The following is a 22,484-nucleotide window of genomic DNA, read 5'->3' as shown; positions in this document are numbered from 1 at the left end:
TCTCCTCCCCATTCAAATGGGGAGTTGGCGCGTCGCGCCGGAGGGGTCGTAAGCTTTGCGATGCCCATGACCCCATCGCCCCCTATGACGGGGCACGTCCCCATTTGAATGGGGAAGTGAAGAGATTCTAATTAAATATTGAGGGATCGATCAGCGGCCGGCCGCGCGGGCGGGCGGCTTCGGGGCGGTCGCATTTCTGGAACTGGCCGCGGCCGGCCGAACCGCTCATGCGGCCTTCGTCCATCACCACTTCGCCGCGCGACAGGGTCATCACCGGATAGCCGGTGAGTTCGCGACCCTCGTAGGGCGTGTAGTCGCAATTGTGGTGGAGGATCGAGTTGGTGAGGCTCACCTTGCGCTCGGGATCCCACAGCACGATGTCGGCGTCCGAGCCGACGGCGATCGTGCCTTTGCGCGGATGCAGGCCGTAGATCTTCGCGGCGTTGGTCGAACTCAGCGCCACGAATTGCTGCAGGCTGATGCGGCCCTTGTTGACGCCTTCGGAGAAGAGTAGCGGCAGGCGCGTCTCGACGCCCGGCACGCCGTTGGGGATCTTGCGGAAGCTCTCGCGCGCGCCCGGCAGCTTCTTGCCGCGCACGTCGTCGAACCTGAAGGCGGCATGGTCGGACGACAGGACCTGGAAGGTGTTTGCCGACAGGCCGGTCCAGATATGCTCCTGGTTGTCGGTGCCGCGCGGCGGCGGCGAGCAGACGCACTTGGCGCCTTCGTCACCAGGCTTCTCGAAATCCTCCTCGCTCAGGAACAGGTATTGCGGGCAGGTTTCGCCGTAGACCCTGAGGCCACGTGCCTGCGCACGCTGGATCTCGTGCATGGCTTCCTTGGCGGAGACATGGACCAGCAGCATCGGCACGTCGAGCAACTCGGCCAGCGAGATGGCACGATGCGTGGCCTCGCGCTCGACCACGAAGGGACGGGACGTGGCGTGGAATTTCGCGGCCGTCATGCCCTTCAGCTCCAGCCGCTCGGTCAGCCAGGTGATGCAGTCGGAGTTCTCGGCATGGATCATGAGCATGGCCTGCTCGCGCCGCGCCGCGGCCAGCGCGTCGAGCATCTCGCGGTCGGTGAGCTTCACGTCGTCGTAGGTCATATAGACCTTGAACGAGGTGTAGCCGTCGGCGACCAGGGCGGTGAAATCCTGGCCCATGATCTTCTCGCTGGCGTCCGACAGGATCACATGGAATGCATAGTCGATCAGCGACTTGCCCTCGGCGCGCGCGTGATACTTGTTCACCGCGTCGCGCAGCGGCTGGTCCTTGTTCTGGTAGGCAAAGGGAATGATGGTCGTGGTGCCGCCGGCCGCGGCGGCGCGGCTGCCGCTCTCGAAATCGTCGCAGAAGACCGAGCCGTCGGCCGTGTCCTGGTCGAAATGGACATGGGCGTCGATGCCGCCCGGAACGGCGATCCGGCCGGTTCCGTCGACTTCGCGATGGCCCTTGTCGAGCCGCTCGCCGAGGGCGACGACCCGCCCGCCCGCGATGCCGATATCGCCCTTCACGACGTCCGAAGCCGTGGCAATCGTGGTGTTGCGGATGACGAGATCGTACTCGGCCATTGATCCTCCCGGACGGCTGATTTGCCGGAAGTATAGCAAGTCCCGTGCCCACCCATCCCGGCGCCTCTTCGCCTAGACCCGGGACGCGGCCCGGTCCAAACTCAGGCCAGCAACATGGGAATCGCAATGAATCGCTGGGTTGGACCGCTGCTTTCCGTGCTGGCTGCCGCCGGTCTCTCTGCCGTCGCATTGGCGCAGACCGCGCCCATCAAGCCGGCCGTCGTCTTCAGCACCGGCGGCAAGTTCGACAAGTCCTTCAACGAGGGCGTCTGGCAGGGGGCCGAGCGCTTCAAGAAAGAGGCGAACATCCCCGTCGCCGAGTTCGAGCCGAGCAACGAAACCCAGTTCGAGCAGGCGCTGCGGCGCTTCGCGCAACGCGGCCAGGATCCGATCATCGCCGTCGGCTTCGCGCAGGCCGTCGCGCTCGAGAAGGTCGCCAAGGAATTTCCCAACATCCATTTCACCATCATCGACAGCGTGGTGAATCTCCCCAACGTCCAGTCGGTGGTGTTCAAGGAACAGGAAGGTTCCTTCCTCGTGGGCATGCTGGCGGCCATGGCCTCGAAGACCGGCAAGATCGGCTTCGTGGGCGGCATGGACATCCCGCTGGTGCGCCGCTTCCAGTGCGGGTTCGAGCAGGGCATCAAGTACGCCAATCCCAATGCCGAGCTGATCACCAACATGACCGGCACCACGCCGGCCGCCTGGAACGATCCCGGCCGCGGCGCGGAGCTGGCCAAGGGCCAGTTCGACCGCGGCGTCGATGTCGTCTATGCCGCCGCCGGCAGCACCGGGCTCGGCATCCTCCAGGCCACCAAGGATCGCGGCAAGCTGGGCATCGGCGTCGATTCCAACCAGAACCACCTCCATCCCGGCAACATGCTGACCTCGATGCTGAAGCGGGTGGACCTCGCGGCTTACGACAGTTTCAAGACCGCGCAGGCCAATCAATGGAAGGGCGGCGTGCAGGTGCTCGGCCTCAAGGAAGGCGGCGTCGACTGGGCGCTCGACAAGGACAACGAGAAGCTCATCACCCCGGAGATGAAGGTCAAGGTCGATGCTGCGAAGGCCGCCATCATCTCGGGCCAGATCGTCGTCCACGACTATATGAGCAACAATTCGTGCAAGAGCTGACGTCCCACGCTGCCATCGAGCTTCGGGGAATCGACAAGTCGTTCGGCAGCGTGCAGGCGGTGCGCGGCGTGTCGCTGCGCATCGAGCATGGCAGCATCACCGGCATCGTGGGCGAGAACGGCGCCGGCAAATCGACTTTGATGAGCATCCTCTACGGGCTCTATCGCGCGGACGCGGGCGAGATCCGGGTCGAGGGGCGTCCGGTCGAGATGACCTCGCCGCGCGACGCGATCGGGCAGGGTATCGGGATGGTCCACCAGCATTTCATGCTGGTCGACAGCTTCACCGTGCTGGAGAACCTGATCCTGGGCGCCGAAGGCGGGCCGCTCCTTGCCGGCGGGTTGGCGGCGGCGCGGACTGAACTGGCGCGGCTGGCACACGAATATGGCCTCGCCGTCGATCCCGACGCGCGCGTCGCCGATCTCTCCGTGGGCGAGCAGCAGAGGGTCGAGATCCTCAAGGTCCTGTTTCGCGGCGCCCGAATCCTGATCCTCGACGAACCCAGCGCCGTGCTGACGCCGCAGGAGACCGACCGTCTGCTGCAGATCCTGCGCGTGCTGCGCGACCGCGGTGTGACCGTCGTGCTGATCACGCACAAGCTTCGCGAGATTCTGAGCGTGACCGACACGGTGATCGTGATGCGCCGCGGCGAGGTCGTGGCCGAGCGGGCGACCTCGAAGACCAGCGCCGAGGAACTCGCCGAGCTGATGGTCGGTCGCAAGGTGCGCTTCTCCTTCGACAAGGCGCCGGTCCGCGCCGGCGAGCCGCGGCTGGTGGCGCGCGGACTGTCGCTGGTCGACGGCCGTCGCGTCCGGGTGCTCGACGACATCTCGTTCGAGGTTCGTGCCGGCGAGATTGTCGGCGTCGCCGGCGTCTCGGGCAACGGCCAGACCGAGCTTCTCCAGGTCCTGTCGGGTATTCGCCGGCCGACGGGCGGCACGCTGGAAGTCTGTGGCCGCAGGGTCGACGCCGACCATCCCGCGGACCCGGCCGAGATGCGCGAGCTGGGTGTGGCGCATGTGCCGGAGGACCGGCTGCGGCAGGGGCTGGTGCCGGCGTTCCTCGCGTCCGAGACCTCGATCCTGGGCTACCAGGATCGCGAACCCTTCTGTCACAATTACCTGCTCGACGGACCGGCGGTCGGCAAGCATTGCGCCGAACTGATGGAGCGGTTCGACGTGCGGCCGCGCACGCCGGGCCTGCTGTCATCGAGTTTCTCAGGCGGCAACCAGCAGAAGCTGATCCTGGCGCGCGAGATGGCGCGCCATCCCCGGCTGCTGCTGGTCGGCCAGCCAACGCGCGGCGTCGACATCGGCGCCATCGAATTCATCCGCCGCGAGTTGATCGCCAGCCGCGACGCGGGCTGCGCGGTGCTGGTCGTGTCGGTTGAGCTCGAGGAAATACTGTCGCTGGCCGACCGCATCCTGGTGATGTCCGGCGGACGGATCGTGGGCGAGGTCGCCGCGGCCGACGCCGATGAGCGCACCCTGGGCCTGATGATGACGGGCGCGCGCGCGGCATGAGCACGGCCCGCCGCCCGCTGCCCGGCTGGGTCGAGATCGGCCTGCTGCCGCTCGCCAATGTCGCGATGGCCTTCCTCCTCGTCGGGCTCATCGTGAAGGTCATCGGGGCGGATCCGCTGCAGGCCCTGAAGCTGCTGGTGCTGGGGGCCGTGGGCTCGTCGGAATCGATCGGCTACACGCTCTATTACGCCACCAACTTCATCTTCACCGGGCTCGCCGTCGCGGTCGCCTTTCATGCCGGCCTGTTCAACATCGGCGGCGAGGGTCAGGCCTATATCGGCGGGCTGGGCTGCGGGCTGGCCGTGCTGGCGCTGGATCGCTACCTGCCGGGCCTGCTGATGATCCCGCTGGCCATCCTCGCATCGGCGGCCTTCGGCGCGGCGTGGGCGGCCATTCCGGCCTGGATGCAGGCCTGGCGCGGCAGCCACATCGTTATCACCACCATCATGTTCAACTTCGTGGCCTCGGCCCTGATGGTCTACATGATGGTCAACGTGCTGATCGCGCCGGGCTCGATGACGCCGCAGAGCCGCGGCTTCGCGGCCTCGGCCGCGGTGCCGTCGATGCAGGCGGCCCTGCAATGGGTGGGTATCGCCGTCGCCCCATCGGCGCTCAACCTGTCGCTCCTGCTGGCGCTGCTCTGCTGCGCGGGTGTCTGGATCTTCCTGTGGCACACGCCCTGGGGCTACGGGCTGCGCACCATGGGGCACAATCCGGAAGCCGCCCTCTATGCCGGGACCAATCTCAAGCGCATGACGATGCTCGCCATGTGCCTGTCCGGCGCGCTGGCGGGCGGCGTGGCGGTGAACGAGCTGCTGGGCGTGCATCACAGGCTCGTGCTCGACTTCGCGGCCGGCTACGGCTTCACCGGGATCGCGGTCGCGCTCATGGGACGCGGCCATCCGCTGGGCATCGTGCTGGCGGCGCTATTGTTCGGCGCCTTGCAGCAGGGCGGCGCGGAACTCGCCTTCGAAGTCCCGGCGATCACCCGCGAGATGGTGGTGGTGATCCAGGGGCTGGTGATCCTGTTCTCGGGCGCGCTCGTCCATCTGCCGCGGCCCTGGCTGCAGGCGCTGTTCGCGCGAAAAGGCTGAGATGGAAGAGGCGCTCACCCTCGTCATCGCGACGCTTGCCGCGACATTGCGCGTGGCGACGCCGCTGGTGCTCTGCGCCATGGGCGGGCTGTTCTCGGAGAAGAGCGGCATCATCGATGTCGGTCTCGAGGGCAAGATGCTGATGGCGGCCTTCTTCGGAGCCGCCACCGCGGCGGTCACCGATTCGGCCTGGATGGGCGTCGGCGCCGCGATCCTCGCCGCCGAGGCGCTGGCCCTGCTGCACGGCTTCGCCTGCATCACCCATCGCGGCAACCAGGTCGTGAGCGGCATCGCGCTCAACATCCTGGCGATGGGTCTCACCGTGGTTCTGGGCACCGCGTGGTTCGCGCGCGGCGGGCAGACGCCACCCCTGAGCGGGAACGAGCGGCTCAATCCGATCTTCTTCCCCGTCGCGGGCGACAACGTGATCGTCTACGCCGCACTGCTCTCGGTACCCTTCACATGGTGGCTGATCGAGCGCACGCGCTTCGGTCTCCGGCTGCGCGCCGTGGGCGAGATGCCGCTGGCGGTCGATGCTGCCGGCATTTCCGTTTCCTGGCTGCGCTACCGCGCGGTGCTGCTGTGCGGCCTGTTCGCCGGGCTGGCGGGCGCCTATCTCTCGATCGCCCAGAACGCCGGCTTCAGCCGCGACATGACGGCGGGGCAGGGGTTTATCGCCCTGGCCGCCATCATCTTCGGGCGCTGGCGGCCGTTTCCCGCTTTCGGCGCCTGCCTCGCCTTCGGCCTGCTCGATTCGATCGCCATCCGCCTGCAGGGCGTGAAGCTGCCGGGCATCGGCGAAGTTCCGGTGCAACTGATCCAGGCCATGCCCTATCTTCTCACCCTGTTCCTGCTGGCCGGGTTCATCGGCCGCACCGTCGCGCCGAAGGCGGCCGGCGTGCCCTACGAGAAGGAGCATTGAGATGGACGACCTTCTCCGTCTGGCGCAGCGCATGATGCTGCGGGCCCATGCGCCCTATTCGAAGTTCCATGTCGGCGCCGCCCTGCGCGCCGAGGACGGTTCGATCCACGGTGGCTGCAACGTCGAGAACGCGGCCTATCCGCAGGGGCTTTGCGCCGAGGCGGGCGCCATCGCGTCGCTGGTCGCGTCGGGCCACAGGCGCATCCTCGAATGCGTCGTGGTCGGCCCCGGACCGGAAGTCATCACGCCCTGCGGGGGCTGCCGGCAGAAGCTGCGCGAGTTCGCGGCCGACGATGTGCCCATCCATCTCTGCGGCCCCGACGGGCTGCATCGCACGGTGACGCTGGGGCAACTCCTGCCGATGTCCTTCGGCCCTCATCACGTCGCCAGGCCATGAACGACGTTCTCGAACGCGCGGCGCCGGGCTTCCGGCCAAAGGTCGCCCTCATCCTCGGCTCCGGGCTTGGCAGCTTCGTCGAGGAGGTGACGGAGATCGCCACCATTCCCTATGCCGACCTGCCGGGCTTTCCGCAGCCTACAGTCGGTGGTCATGCCGGCCGCCTGGTGCTGGGCCATGTCGGCCCGACTCCCGTCGCGGTGATGCAGGGCCGCGCGCATTACTACGAGCGCGGCAAGGCCGACGAGATGCGGGGCGCCATCGATGCCGTCGCGAAGCTCGGCTGCGAGACCCTGCTGCAGACCAATGCCGCCGGCAGCCTTCGGCTCGACATGCCGCCGGGCTCGGTGATGGCGATCGGCGATCACATCAATTTTGCCGGCATCAATCCGCTGTTCGGCGTCGGGCCGGGCGACAGCCGCTTCGTCGACATGGTGGATGCCTACGATCCCGCACTGCGCAGCAGGCTGCTGGAGGCGGCCAAGGCGGCGAACGTCGTGTGCCACGAGGGCGTCTATATCTTCTTCAGCGGGCCGAGCTTCGAGACCCCCGCCGAGATCCGCGCCGCCCGCGTGTTGGGCGCCGATGCCGTGGGCATGTCGACGGCCCCCGAGACCATCCTGGCGCGCCACGCCGGGCTGAAGGTGGCGGCGCTGTCGCTGATGACCAACTATGCCGCGGGCCTGGTGCCGGGCGTGCTGGCTCACGAACAGACCCTGTCGGTCGCGGCCGCGGCGGCCGGCAAGGTGCGCCTGCTGCTGCGGACCTTCCTGGAGCGATACGCATGAGCCTGCTGCCGCAGGAAATCATCCGCCGCAAGCGCGACGGCCACGAACTCAGCGCGGAGGAGATCGCCTTCGTCGTGCGCGGCATCCACGACGGCAGCCTGACTGAGGGCCAGGTCGCCGCCTTTGCGATGACCGTGTTCTTCCGCGGCATGACGGTGCCCGAGCGCGTCGCGCTGACCCTGGGCCTCGCGCGCTCGGGCCTGATGCTCGACTGGCGCGACCTCGACCTGCCCGGGCCGGTGCTCGACAAGCATTCGAGCGGCGGGGTCGGCGACAAGGTGAGCCTGATGCTGGCGCCCATCGTGGCGGCCTGCGGCGGTTTCGTGCCGATGATTTCCGGCCGCGGCCTCGGCCATACCGGCGGCACGCTCGACAAGCTCTCCGCCATCTCGGGCTACCAGACCCAACCCGACATCGACACGTTCCGTAGCGTCGTGCGCGAGGTCGGCTGTGCCGTGATCGGCCAGACCGACGATCTGGCGCCGGCCGACCGGCGCCTCTATGCGACGCGCGACGTCACCGGCAGCGTCGAATCGATCCCGCTGCTGGTGAGTTCGATCCTCAGCAAGAAGGTCGCCGAAGGGCTCGACGGGTTGGTGATGGACGTGAAGTGCGGATCCGGCGCCTTCTGCGATACCGAGCCGATGGCACGCGATCTCGCGCGCAGCATCGTCGACGTGGCGAACCGGGCCGGGCTGCCGACGGTCGCGCTGATCACCGACATGGATTGCGTGCTGGGCCGCGAGGTTGGCAACGCGCTCGAGGTCGCCGAAACGGTGGCCTATCTCACCGGCGATGGCCCGCGCGAGCCACGCCTGCACGAGGTGACGATGGCTCTGGCGGCCGAGATGCTGTTCCTGGGCAAGCTGGCGGCCGATGTAGGAGAGGGCCGGGTGAAGGCCGACGCGGCGCTGGCCGACGGCCGCGCGGCGGAGACCTTTGCCCGCATGGTCTCGGCACTGGGCGGTCCCGACGACTTCCTGGAACACAGTTCCCGCTACCTCGGCCACGCAGCCGTCGTGAAGCCCTGCACGGCCGAGCAATCCGGCCATGTCGTCGGCATGAATGCTCGCGAGGTCGGCATCGCCGTCGTGGCGCTGGGGGGCGGGCGCCGTCATGCCGACGACGCCATCGATACGTCGGTCGGCCTCAGTGGGTTCGCAGCCGTCGGCCAGGAGATCCGCAGCGGCGAGCCGCTCTGCCTCGTCCATGCCGCCAGCGACGCCGAGGCCGACGAGGCGATCGCCCTGATACGGCAAGCGGTTCGTATCGATGACCGTCCGCCGCCGCCCCGGCCGGCGATCATGGAGCGGGTGGCTTTGTGATCGACCTCGCCGCCTATGCGCGCGACGGCTTCGCAGTACTGCCGGATTTCGCGACGGCCGCCGAGTGCGAGGCGCTCAAGGCGCGCGCCGCCGAAATGGTCGCCGGATTCCAACCCGGCGCCGCGCCTACCGCCTTCTCGACGCTGGATCAGGCCCATGCCCGGGATCGCTATTTCCGGGAGTCCGGCGGCGCCATCCGCTTCTTCGTCGAGGAGAAGGCAGCCAGCCAGCTGAACAAGATCGGCCACGCCCTGCACGATCTCGATCCGGTGTTCGACCGCTTCTCACGCCAGCCGCGTTTGGCCGCCCTGGCGGGTGAACTCGGCCTGAAAGCGCCGCTGTTGCTTCAGTCGATGTATCTCTTCAAGCAGCCGCATGTCGGCGCCGAAGTCGGCTGGCATCAGGATGCCACGTTCCTGCGGACCGATCCGCCGAGCGTGACCGGCTTCTGGATCGCCCTCGACGACGCGGACCGGGACAATGGTTGCCTGACCGCCCTGCCGGGCGCCCATCGCGGTCCGCTGTGGCAGTGGTTCGGCTACCAGGACGGCGACCTCGTCACCCGGACGCTCGATGCAACGCCGTGGCCGGCCGTCGAACCGGTAGCGCTCGAAGTCCGGCGCGGCGCTCTCATCGTCCTGCACGGGCTGCTGCCCCATGCCAGCACCGCCAACCGCTCGCCGCGGCCGCGCCACGCCTACAGCTTGCACCTGATCGACGGTCGGGCCGATTATCCCGACGACAACTGGCTGCAACGACCCGACCTGCCGCTCCGAGGATTTGCGTGATTCCCAAGGCCGAAATCCACTGCCATCTCGAAGGGTCGATCCCGCCGAAGCTCGCCGTCGCGCTGGCCGAACGCAACGGGCTCGTCTTGCCGCCGAACCTGTTCGACGAGAAGGGCCACTACGCCTGGACGGATTTCTGGAGCTTCCTCCAGTCCTACGACCGCGTCTGCACGGCCCTGAAGACGGCGCGCGACTTTCGTGACGTGATCTACACCTACCTGGCCGGCGCGGCGGGCGAGGGCGCGGTCTATGTCGAGATGTTCTGCTCGCCCGAGAGGCCGGCCGCGCTCGGCATCCCCTATGCCGCCTGGCTGGCCGCGCTGGTCGAGGGCATCGACGATGCCGAGCGGGACTTCGGGATCGTCGGCCGCATCATCATCATCTGCATCCGCCATCTCGGGCCGGAGCGCGCCGACGCGATGGTCCAGGCGATGATCGCCGAACCGCATCCCTATGTGGTGGGCTTCGGCATGGGCGGCGACGAGGCCAAGTTCGCCCCCATCGATTTCGCGCCGGCCTACCAGCACGCGCACGAGAGCGGCTATGGCTGCACCGTGCATGCCGGCGAGGTGCTGGGGCCTGACAGCGTCTGGGCCTCGATCCGCGACCTGCCGGTGACGCGCATCGGACATGGCGTGCGTTCGGCCGACGATCCGGCGCTGATGGAGGAGCTGGCGCGGCGCGGGATCGTCCTCGAAGTCTGCCCCGGCAGCAACATCGCGCTGGGTCTCTATCCCGACCGGGCCTCGCATCCGCTGCATCGCCTGATCGCGGCGGGTGTGCGCGTCACGCTGAACTCCGACGATCCGCCCTTTTTCCACACCACGCTCGGAACCGAATACGATCTCTCCGGGCTCGACGAGCGGCATCTGCGGGCCATTGCTCGCACGACGATCGAGGCATCTTTCGCCGATGAAGCAACGAAACGGCGTTTGCTGGAGGAGGTGACACCATGAGAATGCACAAGACCCTGATCCTCGGTCTCCTGCTCGCGTCCCTGACGGGCGGGACCATACGTGCCCAGGACGCGCCGGTCGCAAGTGACATGCTGCTGGCGACTTTGTGGACGCAGCGCGCCGTCGAGTACAAGGCCAACGCGCTCACGGTGTTCGCCCTCGCGCGCGTCCGGCTCGACGAGGCGCTGGCCGACAAGGGCTGGACGGCGGCGCCGGCGGAGCAGACGGGCGATTTCGCGAACCTGCCGCCCGCGGTGGTAATCGATGTCGACGAGACGCTGCTCGACAATTCGAAGTACCAGGTCTGGATGATGCGGGCGAACCAGAGCTTCAGCACCAGGAGCTGGAACCAGTTCTGCGCCGCGCAGGTCTCGACCGCGATCCCGGGCGCGGTGGAGTTCACCAAGTATGCCGACTCGAAGGGCGTGAAGGTCTTCTACGTCACCAACCGCGGCGTGGAGACCGAGAAGGACACGCGCGAGAACATGCAGAAGCTCGGCTTTCCCATGGGCGGGAACGTCGACACCTTCCTGATGCAGGGCGAGAAGCCTGACTGGACCGGCGCCAAGGGCACGCGCCGCGCCGTCATCGCGAAGGACTACCGCGTCCTGCTGAACATCGGCGACAATTTCGGCGACTTCGACGACCGCTATCGCACCAGCGAGGCCGATCGCATGAAGGCCTTCGAGGCCGGCCAGCCCTACTGGGGCCGGCAATGGCTGATGCTCGCCAACCCGACCTACGGCTCGTTCGACACTGCCCCGTTCGGTCACGACTTCAAGAAGTCGCGCGACGAGCAGCGCAAGGCCAAGTGGGACGTGCTGGAGGCGTGGACCGGGCCGGCGCCGTAGCGCGCTCCGGTCGAAACGTCGGGGTGTTTCGTTTCGTTTAAATCGCCGCTTCTGTCTCGGCGTCGAACAGGTGCAGGCGTTCGGGCTTCAACGACAGGCGCAGCTGGTCGTTGCTGCGGATGCGCATCGTGGGCTCGACGCTGGCGACCACGGTCGCGGGGCCGACGCGCGTGTCGAGCAGGATCTCGGAGCCCAGCTGTTCGACGACCTCGACGATGGCGTCGAAGCAGAGATCGGGCGCGTCCGAATCGGTCGCGACGTGCACGTCCTCCGGCCGGATGCCGACGGTGACGGCACGGCCGGCCTTGGCGCGGGCGCGCGCGGCCAGCGGACCGGGCAAAGCGAGGCGCAGGCCGGGCGCCTCGGCCACGACGGCGCCGCCGCTTTCGCCCAGCGTCGCCTCGATGAAGTTCATGGCGGGTGAGCCGATGAAGCCCGCCACGAAGCGGTTGGCCGGTGTATTGTAGAGTTCGAGCGGCTCGCCGACCTGCTGCACCCAGCCGTCCTTCATCACCACCACGCGGTCGCCCAGCGTCATCGCCTCGACCTGGTCGTGCGTGACGTAGATCGCGGTGGTGCCCAGCCGCTCATGCAGCTTCTTCAGTTCCACACGCATCTGCACGCGCAGCTTGGCGTCGAGGTTGGACAGCGGCTCGTCGAACAGGAAGACCTTCGGGTCGCGCACGATCGCGCGGCCGAGTGCGACGCGCTGGCGCTGGCCGCCGGAAAGCTGGCGCGGCTTGCGCTCCAGAAGGTTCTCGATGCCCAGGATGGCGGCGGCGCGCTTGATGCGCGTCTCGATCTCAGGCTTGGCGAACTTCCGCATCTTCAGGCCGAACGCCATGTTGCCGGCGACGCTCATGTGCGGATAGAGCGCGTAGTTCTGGAACACCATGGCGATGTCGCGGTCCATCGGCGGCACTTCGTTCACCACAGCGTCGTCGATCAGTATCTGGCCCGACGTGATCGCCTCCAGGCCCGCCACCATGCGCAGGGTCGTGGTCTTGCCGCAGCCGGAGGGGCCGACCAGCACGACGAACTCCTTGTCGCGGATCTCGAGGTCGACGTCCTTCACCACATGGGTGACGTCGAACATCTTGTTGAGCTTGCGGATACTGACCTCGGCCATGATGCGCTATCCCTTGACCGAGCCCGTGAGGCCCGAGACATAGTGTTCGACGAAGAACGAGTAGACGATGGCGACGGGGATCGAGCCCAGCAGGGCGCCGGCCATCAGCGGCCCCCAGAAGAAGACATCGCCGCGGATCAGCTCCGAGGTGACGCCGACGGGCACCGTCTTCTGGTCCGGCGAGGACAGGAAGACGAGGGCGTAGATGAATTCGTTCCACGAGAGCGTGAAGGCGATGATGCCCGACGACAGGATGCCGGGCACCGCGACGGGGATGACGATGTAGACCATCGCCTTCCAGCGCGAGGCGCCGTCGATCCGCGCGCATTCCTCCAGCTCCTTCGGGATGGCCTTGAAGTAGCCCATCATCAGCCAGGTGCAGAAGGGGATCAGGAAGGTCGGATAGGTCAGGATCAGCGACCACGGCGTGTCGCCCAGCTGGAAGTTGCGGATGATCTCCGCCAGCGGGATGAACAGCAGCGTCTGCGGCACCAGGTAGGTGATGAAGATCGCGGTGCCGAGGCCGCCGGCATAGGGGAAGTTGAGGCGGGCCAGCGCGTAGCCGGCCAGCACGCCGCAGAACAGCGAGATCACCGTCGACACGAGCGCGATGAACATCGTGTTGAACATCCAGCGCATGAAGTTGGTCTCCTCGAACAGATAGAAGATGTGTTCGAGGGTCGGATTGTTGGTCCAGAACGGCATGTAGTTGACGGCGTTCCACGGCCGGTACAGCTCGCCGTCGGGCCTGAAGGTCGTGATGATCATCCAGTAGAACGGGAAGAGCAGGACGAACACGAACAGGATCAGCGGGATGTTGTAGAAGACCCAACGCCGCCAGAGCGCGCCTTCGATCATCAGCGGGTCTCCACGCGGCGGATGTACAGGAGCTGCACCACCACGATGATGAAGAGGAACGGGAACATCGCGAGCGAGATCGCGGCGCCCTCCGCCAGCAGGCCGGTTCCGATACCGAGCTGGTAGGCATAGGTGGCGAAGAGGTGGGTGGCGTTGGCGGGGCCGCCGCCGGTCATGACGTAGACGAGCTGGAAATCGGCGAAAGTCTGGATGACCGAAAACAGCACCACGACCAACGTTACAGGCATGAGCAATGGCCAGGTCACGTGCCAGAACCGCGACCAGGGCCGGGCGCCGTCGATGGCCGCGGCCTCGTGGAGTTCGGGGCTGATGGTCTGCAGGCCGGCCAGCAGGGTGATGGCGAAGAAGGGCACGCCGCGCCAGACGTTGATCACGATGATCGACGTCATGGCGAGGTCGGGATCGCCCAGCCAGTTGATTCGGGTGGTGATCAGGCCCAACTGGAACAGCGTCCAGTTGATGACGCTGAAGGTCGGGTCGAACATCCACTTCCAGGCGAAGGTCGACAGCACCGTCGGGATGATGAAGGGCAGCAGAATGAAGGCGCGGATGATCGCCTTGCCCCTGAAATGCCGGTTGAGCAGGAGCGCCAGCCACAGGCCCAGCGCCAGCTTGAACACCGTCGTCACGCCCGTGTACCAGAACGTGTTCCACATGGTCGTGTGGAAGATGCTGTCGTTCCAGATCTTGTGGAAGTTCTTCAGCCCGACGAATTCGCCGGGATGGCCGACGCGGGTGCTGCTGAGCGACAGGAGCACGCCCTCGACGAATGGGTAGGCGATGAACAGGCCGAGCAGCACCGCCGTCGGCGTGAGGAGGGCGAGCGCCAGCCAGCGCTCGTCCTCGAGGCGTCGCAACCGAGGCGAGGGGCGCTTGCCCTCCGCTGTCGCGACTGCGTTTGCAGCCATGATCCGGGCGCCGGTCAGCGGGCCGGGGTCAGACGTAAATCTTCTTGAGTTCGCCGTCGGCCCACTTCACCGCATCCTCTGCGGGCATGCCCTGCACCGCCTTGGCGTACATGTCGGTGACGATGTACTTCGACAGGGACTCCGCGGCCTTGGCATTCGGCGGTCCGGCATGGCCGGGCGCCTGGCCGAGCCTCGCCGCCACCTTGAAGGGCGCCATGACCGGATCGTCGGTCCAGACCTTGTGGCCCTCCCACTTCTCCGTGCAGGGCGTGGCAAAGCCTTTCTGCGAGACGAACCATTTCTCGAAGTTCTTCTCGGTGTGGATCCACTTCAGGAACTCCTTCGCGGGAGCCTGGTTCTTCGAGTACTTCATGAGCATGTGCGACTGCAGAAGATGGAACCCGAACTGTCCGGCCGGTCCCTTGGGCAGCGGCGAATGCAGGATGTCGGTGTGCATCGGCGCGCCCTTCTCGGTCTTGTACTGGTCGGGCTTGCGCAGCGTTTCGATGTAGATCGACGCGCCGTTCAGCGTGGCCGAGATGGTCTGGGACAGGAAGGCGCGGTTGTTGTTGGTGTCGTCCCAGGCGAGCCCGCCCTCGTCATGGGCGTCCTTCCAGAAGCCCTGCATGAACTTCACCGATTCCAGCGTCTCCTTGCTGTTCATGATCACCTTGCCGGAGGGATCGACCTCCATGCCGCCCCACGACCAAAGGTAGGGATAGGTGAAGCCCGGCGCGTCGCCGAACGTATGGCCCAGAGTCTGGCCGATCGGCCGGCCCTTGGCCTTCAGCTTCTTGCCGACTTCGCGGTACTGCTCCCACGTCTCGGGGAACTTGGTGGCGCCGGCCTCTTCGAACCATGACTTGCGATAGGCGATCATGCCGCCGATCACCGCCCAGGGCATGCCCATGAACATCTTGCCGTCGCTGCAGACGGCACGGGCGTACTTGTACATGCCGCCCTGCTCCTTGCCGACGGCCTCGGCGATCTCGGTCAGATCGACGACGCTGTTGGCGTAGAGATAGGTCTGGTTGTTGAAGGCCATGATCAGGTCGGGACCGGCGCCCGACTGAATCCCGGCGGTCACCCGCGGTTGCAGATCGTTGCCGTTGACCGTCTCGAGGTTGATCTTCACGCCCAGCGCCTTTTCGGCTTCGGGCAGCATCTCCCTGCGAAGCAGCGTGTCCGAGGCCGGCACGAAATCGACCCACTTCAGCCAGTGGACCGTTCTCTGCTGGGCGAAGGCGGGCATGCGGCCGGTTGCAAGGATGGCGGCCATGCCGCCCATGGAAGCGGCGGCAGCACCGCCGGCAAGCTTAAGCACGCTACGACGCTTCGTCTTGGCCATGTTGTCCTCCCAAGGACGGCCGCCTCGTTGGACGGCTTGTGATTGCCTTCATCGTAGGCACTTGGAAGGAGCCGGCGCAAGCCGGTATCCGGAATTTTTATGGGCGATATGAAATCTCGCCAGTCGAATCCCGGTTCGGTTGTAAGTTAACCGACTACAGCAACGCGGGATCGATCGTGAAGAGATCCTGCGCCTTGCCGACGCCGCGCAGCGCGAAGCGGCCGACGGAAACCAGGCGGTCGCGTTCGGCCGTGGGAAGGGCCTCGGCAAAAGTGGACGAGACGAGAAGCGGACGGTCGACCGAGCGGCACATCGAGGCGATGCGGCTGGTCTCGTTGACGGCCGGTCCCACGACCGTGAAGTCGAGGCGATCGACGCTGCCGATATTGCCGTAGAAGACCTCGCCGACATGCAGGCCGATATAGGCCGTGGTGATCGGCTGCTCGCCGGCAAGGCGCCGTTCGTTCAGCGCCTTCATGCGGGCCCGCAGGTTTTCCTCGGCACGTAGCGCGCGGCGGCAGGCTTCGGCCGGATCGTCGGCGCGGAAGACCGCCAGCGTGCCGTCGCCGATCAGCTTCAGCACGTCGCCACCGGCCTCGTGGATCGCGGTGATCACCGCTTCGGCATAGTCGTTCAGCAGCGGGATGATCTCGCTGGGCTTGGCGGTGTCGGTGATGGCGGTGAAGCTGCGCAGGTCGGAGAACCAGAGCGCCGCCTCGATGCGGTCGGCGACGCCGCGCTGGATGCTGCCCTCCAGCACGCGCCGTCCGGCGTCGCGACCGAGATAGACCTGGACCAGGGTGTCGGCGATGCGCGCCAGCGCCGCGCTCTTGATTGCGAGCGCCAGCGCCGGCACCAGTCGGCGCAGCGCCGCCATGTTGGCGTCGCTGAAGCCCTCGGAATGCCGCGTCGACCAGGCCGAATAGACGCCGTCCATGTCGCCGATCTTGGTATCGCCGGCGAAACGATGGATGAAGACGACGTAGTCGGTGTACCCGGCGTCCTTCATCTCCTGCACGACGGTGAAGTCGATCGCGTCGCCGAAGCCGATGCGCCGTCTGAGTTCATCGCCGCCGGTCTGCAGCAGGTGGAAGAAGGGGCTGCGTTGCCAGGACTCCGCGGCGGGACCGCCCTGGTCGGTGCGCGCATAGTCGGTGGCGGCCTCCTCCTCGACGGAATCGTCGCGCCAGCGATAGATACGGCCCTCGTGCACGGGATGAAGCGTGTCGACGAAGGACAGCGCCCGCGAGAGCATGAGGCCCGCTTCGCGGCACTTCTCGCAGAATTCGCGCAGGAGCTGGGCCTCGTCCACGCCATCGAGACCGCGGCGGACAATCCAGTCGAGAAGGATATCGGTATCGAGTGGTGTCATGGGGCTGTTGCCCCATCAGCCCATGCGGTCGCGGAAATGACAAGCCGCGCGATGTCCCGGCGCGACCTCACCGAAGGCCGGATACTCGGCTGTGCAGACATCGGCCTTGAGCGGACAGCGGGGATTGAAATGACAGCCCGGCGGAGGGTTGAGCGCGCTGGCGATCTCGCCACGCGCCTTGGCATCGGCGCTGATGGCGGCGCGGTGGAACGGGTCGGGGATCGCCGCGATCAGGGCGCGCGTGTAGGGATGGCGCGGGTTCTCGAAGATCTCCTGCCAACCGCCCTGTTCGACGATGCGACCGAGATACATCACCGCCACGCGGTCGCTCACATGCTCGACCACGCCGAGATCGTGGCTGATCATGATGTAGGCCAGCCCCATCTCATCCTTGAGTTCGAGCAGGAGATTGATGATCTGGGCGCGGATCGAGACGTCGAGTGCCGAGACCGGCTCGTCGCAGAGGACCAGCTTCGGCTTCAGGATCAGCGCGCGGGCGATGCCGATGCGCTGGCGCTGGCCGCCGGAGAATTCATGCGGGTAGCGGTCGGCCTGCTCCGGGCGGAGACCGACCTTGGCCATCATTTCGATGACGCGCGCCTCGACCTCGGCCTTGTCGGTGACGCCGTGCAGGCGCAGCGGATCGGCCAGCGTCCGGCGCACCGTCTGCCGCGGGTTGAGCGAGGCGTAGGGGTCCTGGAAGACCATCTGGACCGTGCGCGCCATCTTCATGCGGTCGGGGGGCGTACTGCCCGAGATCTGCTGGCCGTCGACGTTCATCGTGCCGCGCGTCGGCGACAGCAGGCCCATGATGGCCAAGGCGAGCGTGGACTTGCCGCAGCCCGATTCGCCGACCAGGCCCAGGCACTCGCCAGGCTTCACGTCCAGCGTGACGCCGTCGACCGCCTTCAGGGTCTTGATGCCGCCGGCAAACGAATTGCCGACCTTGAAGTGGACGGCGAGGTCGTCGAGCGAAAGCAGGGCGTCAGCCATGATGATGGCACCTCACGACGCCCTCGGCGGGCAGCGGCGTGGCCTCGGGTACGACCGTGCGGCAGACATCGGTGACGGCCGAGCAACGCGGATTGAAGCGGCAGCCCGCCGGATAGTTGGCGATCGAGGGCACGACGCCAGAAATCTCGCGCAGCTTCTGGCGGCCGCGCCGCGCGCGCTCGCCGAGTCGCGGCAGGGAATCGATCAGGCCCTGCGTATAGGGATGGCTGGGTCGCGCGAAGATCGAATCGGCCACCTGGCTCTCGACGATGCGGCCGGCATACATGACCGCGACGCGCTTGCACATGTTGGCGACCAGGCCGAGATCGTGGCTGATCATCAGGATGGCCGTGCCCTTGGCGGCGCAGAGTTCGGCCATCAGGTCGATGATCTCGGCCTGCACCGTGACGTCGAGCGCCGTGGTCGGCTCGTCGGCCACCAGCAGGTCGGGGCCGCAGGCCAGCGCAATGGCGATCATCACCCGCTGGCGCATGCCGCCGGAAAGCTGGTGCGGATAATCCTTGATGCGGCGCTCGGGCGAGGGAACCCGGACCTGGCGCAGCGCCTCCTCGGCGCGATCCATCGCCTCGCTCCAGTTGGCGCCCTGGTGCAGCACGAACATCTCGGCGATCTGCTTGCCGACCGGCGACAGCGGATTGAGCGCCGTCATCGGCTCCTGGAAGATCATGGCGATGCGCTTACCGCGCAGACGCCGCATCTCGGCGGCCGAGACGTTCTGGATCTCCTGTCCGTCGAGCACGATCCTGCCGCCGGCCAGCGACAGCGGCCGGCGCAGCAGGCCCATCACCGACAGCGCGGTAATGCTCTTGCCGCAGCCCGATTCGCCCACCAGCCCGAAGGCCTCGCCGCGGCCGATCTCGAACGAGACGTTCTCGACCGCGTTGTAGGTGACGTCGTCTCCGGCCAGCGCGATGCGCAGGCTATCGACCTTGAGGAGGGGCGTGGTCATGCGCGTGCCCTCATCCCCGCCGTGTCGTCGATTGCGGGTCGAGATAGTCGCGCAGGCCGTCGCCCAGCAGGTTGAGGCCGAGCACGGTGAAGAAGATGGCGAGGCCCGGGAACACCGACAGCCATGGCGCGGTCGTGATCTGGTCGCGCGCCTCCGACAGCATGCTGCCCCAGCTCGGGAAGGGCGGGCGGATGCCGAGGCCGAGGAACGAGAGCGCCGCTTCGGAAAGGATGGCGCCGCCCATGCCCAGGGTCGCGATCACGATCAGCGGCCCCAGGATGTTGGGCAGGACCTGCGTGAACATGATGCGCAGGTCGCCATAGCCCAGGATGCGCGCGGCCTGGATGTAGCCCTGGCTCTTCAGCGACAGGACCTGGGCGCGGGCGATGCGGCAGGAATAGGACCAGCTGGTGAGGCCGAGCGCGATGACGAGGCTGACGAGGCCCGGCCCGAGGATCGCCATGATGGCGAGCGCGAAGACCAGCGAGGGGATCGCCAGCATCAGGTTGGTGAGGCCGCTCACCAGATCGTCCCACCAGCCGCCCCAGTAGCCTGCGGTGAGGCCGAGCGTGACGCCGATCAGGCTGTTGCAGATCTGGCTGATGATGCCGACGCTCAGCGAGACGCGCGCGCCCCAGACGATGCGGGAATAGATGTCGCGGCCCTGCGCGTCGGTACCGAAGGGGAACTCCCAGCAGGGCGCGATCTCGGCATTCATCAGGTTGGCGTCGAGCACCGGATCGGTGAGCGCGATCCACGGCGCGAGGACGGCCGAGGAGATGGCGATGGCGACCAGGCCGCCGCCCACCCAGAGGGAGGAGCCGCCCTTCAGCCGCAGGCGGGGAATCTTCAGGGCGAGGCTCATCGGTACCGGATCCGGGGGTCGATCACGACATAGGCGATGTCGACCAGCGTGTTGATGACGAGGAAGAACAGCACGATCATCAGGATGCAGCCCTGGACCGTCGGCATGTCGCGCTGGAACACCGAGTCGACCATCAGCGAGCCGACGCCCGGCCAGGCGAACAGCTTCTCGACGACGACCGCCTGGCCCATCAGCGAGCCGAACTGCAGGCCGACGATGGTGATGACCAGGACCAGCGCGTTGCGCAGCACGTGCCATTCGACTACGCGGCGCTCGCTCATGCCCTTGCTGCGCGCGGTGCGGACGAAATCGGCGTTGAGCACGTCGAGCACCGCGGCGCGCGTGGTGCGGGCGAGCAGGGCCATCGGTCCGACGCCCAGCGCGATCGCCGGCAGAATCAGGTTGCGCAGGCCGCCGTCGCCGTAGCCGAAGCTCGGCAGCCACTGGAGCTTCAACGCAAACAGGTACATCAGCATCAGGCCGAACCAGAACTGGCTGAGCGAGAGGCCGGAGATGGCGCCCACCATGGCGGCGGTATCGATCAGGCTGCCGGGCTTCAGCGCGGCGAGGAAACCCAGCGTGACGCCCACCAGGATGGCGAACGTCATGGCCGCGAGGACCAGCTTCAGCGACGGCCAGATGCGGACCGCCAGCATCTTGGTGACGGGCTCGCGCGTTCGGAAGGAGATGCCGAGATCGCCGGTCGCCGTGGCCGCGACGTATTTGGCGAATCGCTCGACCAGCGGATCGTCGAGGCCCATCTCCTTGCGCATGCGCTCCATGACCGCGGGGTCGATGGTCGAGCGCCCGTCCTCGTTCATGCCTGAGATGAAGCTGCCCGGCAGGACGGAGAACAGCAGGAACACGAGTGCCACGACGGCGAGCAGCGTCGGGATGACGTTGGCGAGGCGGCGGCCGAGGACGATGAGCATTGCTGGGATTCTAAAGGTCCCTCGCTGGCGCTCGGGATGACAAAGGTGCTGTCATCCCGAGCGCAGCGAGGGACCCTTAACTTTCTTTGTCCGACGCTATTTGGCCGGCGAGCTGGCGTCGACCCAGATGTTCTCCGGGTACTGGTGCGTGATCTCGGTCGGGTTGGGCTGCAGGCCGTGGACCCACGGCTGGAACGCCAGAACCGCCTTGTTGTAGTTGAAGAACCAGACCGGCGCTTCTTCGTAGAGCAGGTTGTTGGCCTTCTTCAGGATCTCGTCGCGCTTGGCCATGTCGCCTTCCTGGGCGGCATCGTCGAGCAGCTTGTCGAAATCGGCGTTGTTGAAGCCGGTATAGTTGCAGGCGGTGCGCGGCGTCCTGGAATAATAGCAGCGCAGGGTGGCGAGCGAGTCCGGGCCGGTCAGGCTGGAGGCGATGAGCGTCTGGTGGTCGCCCTTCATCAGGATCTCGGTCAGCACCGTGACCTCGACCAACTTGGGCTTGGCCTTGATCCCGACCCTCGCCAGCATCGGGATCACCGCCTCGACGATCGGCAGGCCCCAGCTTTCGTTCTGGCTGGTCGTCCACTCGAACTCGAAGCCGTTGGGATAGCCCGCCTCGGCCAGCAGCTTCTTGGCCTTCTCCGGATCGTACGGGTAGGGCTTCATAGTCTTGTCGAAGGCCGCGGAGGAGGGCGGCAGCCAGCTCGTCGCACGATAGGCCTTGTCCTTGACCAGGCGCGAGATGATCAGGTTGGAGTCGATCGCATAGTTGATCGCCTGGCGCACCCGCTTGTCCTGGAACGGCTTGATCGAGTTCAGGTTGATGTGCGTCGAGCGCGTGAACATCTCGGCCACTTCCAGGATGCCCTTGGAGAGCTGCGGATCGGCGCGATAGGCGACGTACTGCGCCGGGCCCAGGATCGAGGTGTCGATCTCCTTGTTGCGGAAGGCGACGTCGCGGGCGGCGGCTTCCGCCATGATCAGCACTTCGAGTTTGTCGAGGTAGGGCTGACCCGTCTTGTAGAATTTGTCGAAGCGGTCCATCACGACGCGCGAGCCCGGAATGTGTTCCTTGAACTTGAACGGGCCCAGGCCGACCGGATTGGAGGCGTAGTTGCCCTTCTCGACTTCCTCCTTGGGCAGGATCGCGGTCGAGCCGCCGAAGAAGTAGTAGCCGGGGTCGACGCGGTCGGTGATCGTCATCTCCAGCGTGTAGTCGTCGATCTTCTTCAGGCCGGAAATTTCCTTGGCCGCGCCCTTCTCGACATCGACCGCGCCCTTGATCAGACGAACGTAGCGGGCGCCGGGATAGCCCTTGCTGCCGTCCATGATGCGGGTGAACGAGAAGATCACGTCGTCGGCCGTCATCTTGCGGCCGTTATGGAAGAAGGCGTCGTCGCGCAGCTTGAAGGTGTAGGTGAGGCCGTCGGCGGACGCGGTGACGGACTTGGCGAGTTCGAGCGTGAGCTTGTTGGCCGCGGTGTCCCAGTTGTAGAGCGAGCGCTGCAGCGCCTTGCCAACGATGTCGTCCTGGGCGCGCGGCGTGACGTGCGGATCGAGGCTGCCGAAGCTCGCGGCGTAGGGCGCCGTCATGCGCAGCGTGCCGCCCTTGCGCGGCGTCTGCTGGGCATTCGCCGCCCCGGCGCCGATGACGGCAATCGCGGCGACCGCGAGCCATGCCAGTTTACGCATCAACCATCCCCCTCCTGAACATTCTGCTTGGAACGCATTCCATCT

The 22,484-nt window shown here is 66.6% G+C and carries 21 protein-coding genes; 10 read left to right on the top strand and 11 right to left on the bottom strand.

Features of this window, described 5'->3' with window-relative positions; genetic code table 11:
* Positions 1–127 precede the first annotated feature (127 nt).
* Positions 128–1,573 carry a dihydropyrimidinase gene (hydA, locus tag KQ910_RS02555; protein ID WP_216956873.1) on the bottom strand — a complete coding sequence of 482 codons (1,446 nt, stop codon included), beginning with the start codon at positions 1,571–1,573 and terminating at the stop codon, positions 128–130.
* 126 nt (positions 1,574–1,699) lie between these two features.
* Here hydA and KQ910_RS02550 point away from each other — a divergent pair, with 126 nt between their 5' ends.
* From KQ910_RS02550 to KQ910_RS02505, 10 genes are read left to right on the top strand one after another with little or no spacing between them, the layout of a single operon-like run.
* Positions 1,700–2,707 carry a BMP family lipoprotein gene (locus KQ910_RS02550; RefSeq protein WP_216956871.1) on the top strand — a complete coding sequence of 336 codons (1,008 nt, stop codon included), beginning with the start codon at positions 1,700–1,702 and terminating at the stop codon, positions 2,705–2,707.
* Positions 2,704–4,230, top strand: a complete 1,527-nt coding sequence (locus KQ910_RS02545; protein ID WP_216963504.1) for an ABC transporter ATP-binding protein — start codon at positions 2,704–2,706, stop codon at positions 4,228–4,230. Before KQ910_RS02550 ends, KQ910_RS02545 begins: the two co-directional genes overlap by 4 nt.
* Positions 4,227–5,324 carry an ABC transporter permease gene (locus KQ910_RS02540; protein WP_216956869.1) on the top strand — a complete coding sequence of 366 codons (1,098 nt, stop codon included), beginning with the start codon at positions 4,227–4,229 and terminating at the stop codon, positions 5,322–5,324. Before KQ910_RS02545 ends, KQ910_RS02540 begins: the two co-directional genes overlap by 4 nt.
* Position 5,325: 1 nt before the next feature.
* A complete protein-coding gene (locus KQ910_RS02535) occupies positions 5,326–6,246 on the top strand; it encodes an ABC transporter permease (protein WP_216956867.1) in 921 nt (306 codons plus the stop codon).
* Between the two features lies 1 nt (position 6,247).
* The gene (locus KQ910_RS02530; RefSeq protein WP_216956865.1) at positions 6,248–6,643 is read left to right on the top strand and encodes a cytidine deaminase; all 396 of its coding nucleotides are present in this window, start codon (positions 6,248–6,250) and stop codon (positions 6,641–6,643) included.
* A complete protein-coding gene (locus tag KQ910_RS02525) occupies positions 6,640–7,431 on the top strand; it encodes a purine-nucleoside phosphorylase (protein ID WP_216956863.1) in 792 nt (263 codons plus the stop codon). Before KQ910_RS02530 ends, KQ910_RS02525 begins: the two co-directional genes overlap by 4 nt.
* Positions 7,428–8,756: a thymidine phosphorylase gene (gene deoA / locus KQ910_RS02520; RefSeq protein WP_216956861.1), complete on the top strand. Its 1,329-nt coding sequence runs from the start codon at positions 7,428–7,430 to the stop codon at positions 8,754–8,756. The genes KQ910_RS02525 and deoA overlap by 4 nt, the downstream gene beginning before the upstream one ends.
* Entirely contained in the window at positions 8,753–9,544 is a 792-nt protein-coding gene (locus KQ910_RS02515; protein ID WP_216956859.1) for a phytanoyl-CoA dioxygenase family protein, read from the top strand. Before deoA ends, KQ910_RS02515 begins: the two co-directional genes overlap by 4 nt.
* Positions 9,541–10,500 (top strand): adenosine deaminase, encoded by a 960-nt coding sequence (gene add, locus KQ910_RS02510; protein WP_216956857.1) that lies wholly within the window; start codon positions 9,541–9,543, stop codon positions 10,498–10,500. Before KQ910_RS02515 ends, add begins: the two co-directional genes overlap by 4 nt.
* Positions 10,497–11,351 carry an HAD family acid phosphatase gene (locus KQ910_RS02505; RefSeq protein WP_216956855.1) on the top strand — a complete coding sequence of 285 codons (855 nt, stop codon included), beginning with the start codon at positions 10,497–10,499 and terminating at the stop codon, positions 11,349–11,351. The genes add and KQ910_RS02505 overlap by 4 nt, the downstream gene beginning before the upstream one ends.
* 37 nt (positions 11,352–11,388) lie before the next feature.
* Here the strand turns inward: KQ910_RS02505 and KQ910_RS02500 are convergent, their stop codons facing one another.
* The 10 genes from KQ910_RS02500 to KQ910_RS02455 all read right to left on the bottom strand — a co-directional run bounded on the left by KQ910_RS02500 (position 11,389) and on the right by KQ910_RS02455 (position 22,439).
* Positions 11,389–12,480: an ABC transporter ATP-binding protein gene (locus tag KQ910_RS02500; RefSeq protein WP_216956853.1), complete on the bottom strand. Its 1,092-nt coding sequence runs from the start codon at positions 12,478–12,480 to the stop codon at positions 11,389–11,391.
* A gap of 6 nt (positions 12,481–12,486) precedes the next feature.
* Positions 12,487–13,338 (bottom strand): carbohydrate ABC transporter permease, encoded by an 852-nt coding sequence (locus KQ910_RS02495; RefSeq protein WP_216956851.1) that lies wholly within the window; start codon positions 13,336–13,338, stop codon positions 12,487–12,489.
* A complete protein-coding gene (locus tag KQ910_RS02490) occupies positions 13,338–14,267 on the bottom strand; it encodes a carbohydrate ABC transporter permease (protein ID WP_216956849.1) in 930 nt (309 codons plus the stop codon). The genes KQ910_RS02495 and KQ910_RS02490 overlap by 1 nt, the downstream gene beginning before the upstream one ends.
* A 28-nt stretch (positions 14,268–14,295) precedes the next feature.
* Positions 14,296–15,615, bottom strand: a complete 1,320-nt coding sequence (locus tag KQ910_RS02485) for an ABC transporter substrate-binding protein (protein WP_216956847.1) — start codon at positions 15,613–15,615, stop codon at positions 14,296–14,298.
* Positions 15,616–15,769: 154 nt separating this feature from the next.
* On the bottom strand, positions 15,770–16,987 hold the full coding sequence (locus KQ910_RS02480; RefSeq protein WP_216956845.1) for an adenylate/guanylate cyclase domain-containing protein: 1,218 nt from the start codon (positions 16,985–16,987) through the stop codon (positions 15,770–15,772).
* Positions 16,988–17,002: 15 nt separating this feature from the next.
* Positions 17,003–17,980, bottom strand: a complete 978-nt coding sequence (locus KQ910_RS02475) for an ABC transporter ATP-binding protein (protein WP_216956843.1) — start codon at positions 17,978–17,980, stop codon at positions 17,003–17,005.
* On the bottom strand, positions 17,973–18,950 hold the full coding sequence (locus tag KQ910_RS02470; RefSeq protein WP_216956841.1) for an ABC transporter ATP-binding protein: 978 nt from the start codon (positions 18,948–18,950) through the stop codon (positions 17,973–17,975). Before KQ910_RS02470 ends, KQ910_RS02475 begins: the two co-directional genes overlap by 8 nt.
* Positions 18,951–18,960: 10 nt before the next feature.
* Positions 18,961–19,815, bottom strand: a complete 855-nt coding sequence (locus KQ910_RS02465) for an ABC transporter permease (protein ID WP_439653312.1) — start codon at positions 19,813–19,815, stop codon at positions 18,961–18,963.
* A complete protein-coding gene (locus KQ910_RS02460; protein WP_216956839.1) occupies positions 19,812–20,747 on the bottom strand; it encodes an ABC transporter permease in 936 nt (311 codons plus the stop codon). Before KQ910_RS02460 ends, KQ910_RS02465 begins: the two co-directional genes overlap by 4 nt.
* A gap of 96 nt (positions 20,748–20,843) precedes the next feature.
* On the bottom strand, positions 20,844–22,439 hold the full coding sequence (locus KQ910_RS02455) for an ABC transporter substrate-binding protein (protein WP_216956837.1): 1,596 nt from the start codon (positions 22,437–22,439) through the stop codon (positions 20,844–20,846).
* Positions 22,440–22,484: the final 45 nt, after the last annotated feature.

The sequence above is a fragment of the Reyranella humidisoli genome (assembly GCF_019039055.1).
In the GTDB taxonomy this organism is placed as follows: Bacteria; Pseudomonadota; Alphaproteobacteria; order Reyranellales; family Reyranellaceae; genus Reyranella; species Reyranella humidisoli.
This window is presented reverse-complemented; position numbering and strand designations above follow the sequence as displayed.

What these genes read in the sequence shown, in the direction of transcription:
- hydA (WP_216956873.1), bottom strand. Translation starts at nt 1,573, where the DNA reads ATGGCCGAGTACGATCTCGTCATCCGCAACACCACGATTGCCACGGCT.
- KQ910_RS02550 (WP_216956871.1), top strand. Translation starts at nt 1,700, where the DNA reads ATGAATCGCTGGGTTGGACCGCTGCTTTCCGTGCTGGCTGCCGCCGGT.
- KQ910_RS02540 (WP_216956869.1), top strand. Translation starts at nt 4,227, where the DNA reads ATGAGCACGGCCCGCCGCCCGCTGCCCGGCTGGGTCGAGATCGGCCTG.
- KQ910_RS02535 (WP_216956867.1), top strand. Translation starts at nt 5,326, where the DNA reads ATGGAAGAGGCGCTCACCCTCGTCATCGCGACGCTTGCCGCGACATTG.
- KQ910_RS02530 (WP_216956865.1), top strand. Translation starts at nt 6,248, where the DNA reads ATGGACGACCTTCTCCGTCTGGCGCAGCGCATGATGCTGCGGGCCCAT.
- KQ910_RS02525 (WP_216956863.1), top strand. Translation starts at nt 6,640, where the DNA reads ATGAACGACGTTCTCGAACGCGCGGCGCCGGGCTTCCGGCCAAAGGTC.
- deoA (WP_216956861.1), top strand. Translation starts at nt 7,428, where the DNA reads ATGAGCCTGCTGCCGCAGGAAATCATCCGCCGCAAGCGCGACGGCCAC.
- KQ910_RS02505 (WP_216956855.1), top strand. Translation starts at nt 10,497, where the DNA reads ATGAGAATGCACAAGACCCTGATCCTCGGTCTCCTGCTCGCGTCCCTG.
- KQ910_RS02500 (WP_216956853.1), bottom strand. Translation starts at nt 12,480, where the DNA reads ATGGCCGAGGTCAGTATCCGCAAGCTCAACAAGATGTTCGACGTCACC.
- KQ910_RS02495 (WP_216956851.1), bottom strand. Translation starts at nt 13,338, where the DNA reads ATGATCGAAGGCGCGCTCTGGCGGCGTTGGGTCTTCTACAACATCCCG.
- KQ910_RS02490 (WP_216956849.1), bottom strand. Translation starts at nt 14,267, where the DNA reads ATGGCTGCAAACGCAGTCGCGACAGCGGAGGGCAAGCGCCCCTCGCCT.
- KQ910_RS02485 (WP_216956847.1), bottom strand. Translation starts at nt 15,615, where the DNA reads ATGGCCAAGACGAAGCGTCGTAGCGTGCTTAAGCTTGCCGGCGGTGCT.
- KQ910_RS02480 (WP_216956845.1), bottom strand. Translation starts at nt 16,987, where the DNA reads ATGACACCACTCGATACCGATATCCTTCTCGACTGGATTGTCCGCCGC.
- KQ910_RS02475 (WP_216956843.1), bottom strand. Translation starts at nt 17,980, where the DNA reads ATGGCTGACGCCCTGCTTTCGCTCGACGACCTCGCCGTCCACTTCAAG.
- KQ910_RS02470 (WP_216956841.1), bottom strand. Translation starts at nt 18,950, where the DNA reads ATGACCACGCCCCTCCTCAAGGTCGATAGCCTGCGCATCGCGCTGGCC.
- KQ910_RS02465 (WP_439653312.1), bottom strand. Translation starts at nt 19,815, where the DNA reads ATGAGCCTCGCCCTGAAGATTCCCCGCCTGCGGCTGAAGGGCGGCTCC.
- KQ910_RS02460 (WP_216956839.1), bottom strand. Translation starts at nt 20,747, where the DNA reads ATGCTCATCGTCCTCGGCCGCCGCCTCGCCAACGTCATCCCGACGCTG.
- KQ910_RS02455 (WP_216956837.1), bottom strand. Translation starts at nt 22,439, where the DNA reads ATGCGTAAACTGGCATGGCTCGCGGTCGCCGCGATTGCCGTCATCGGC.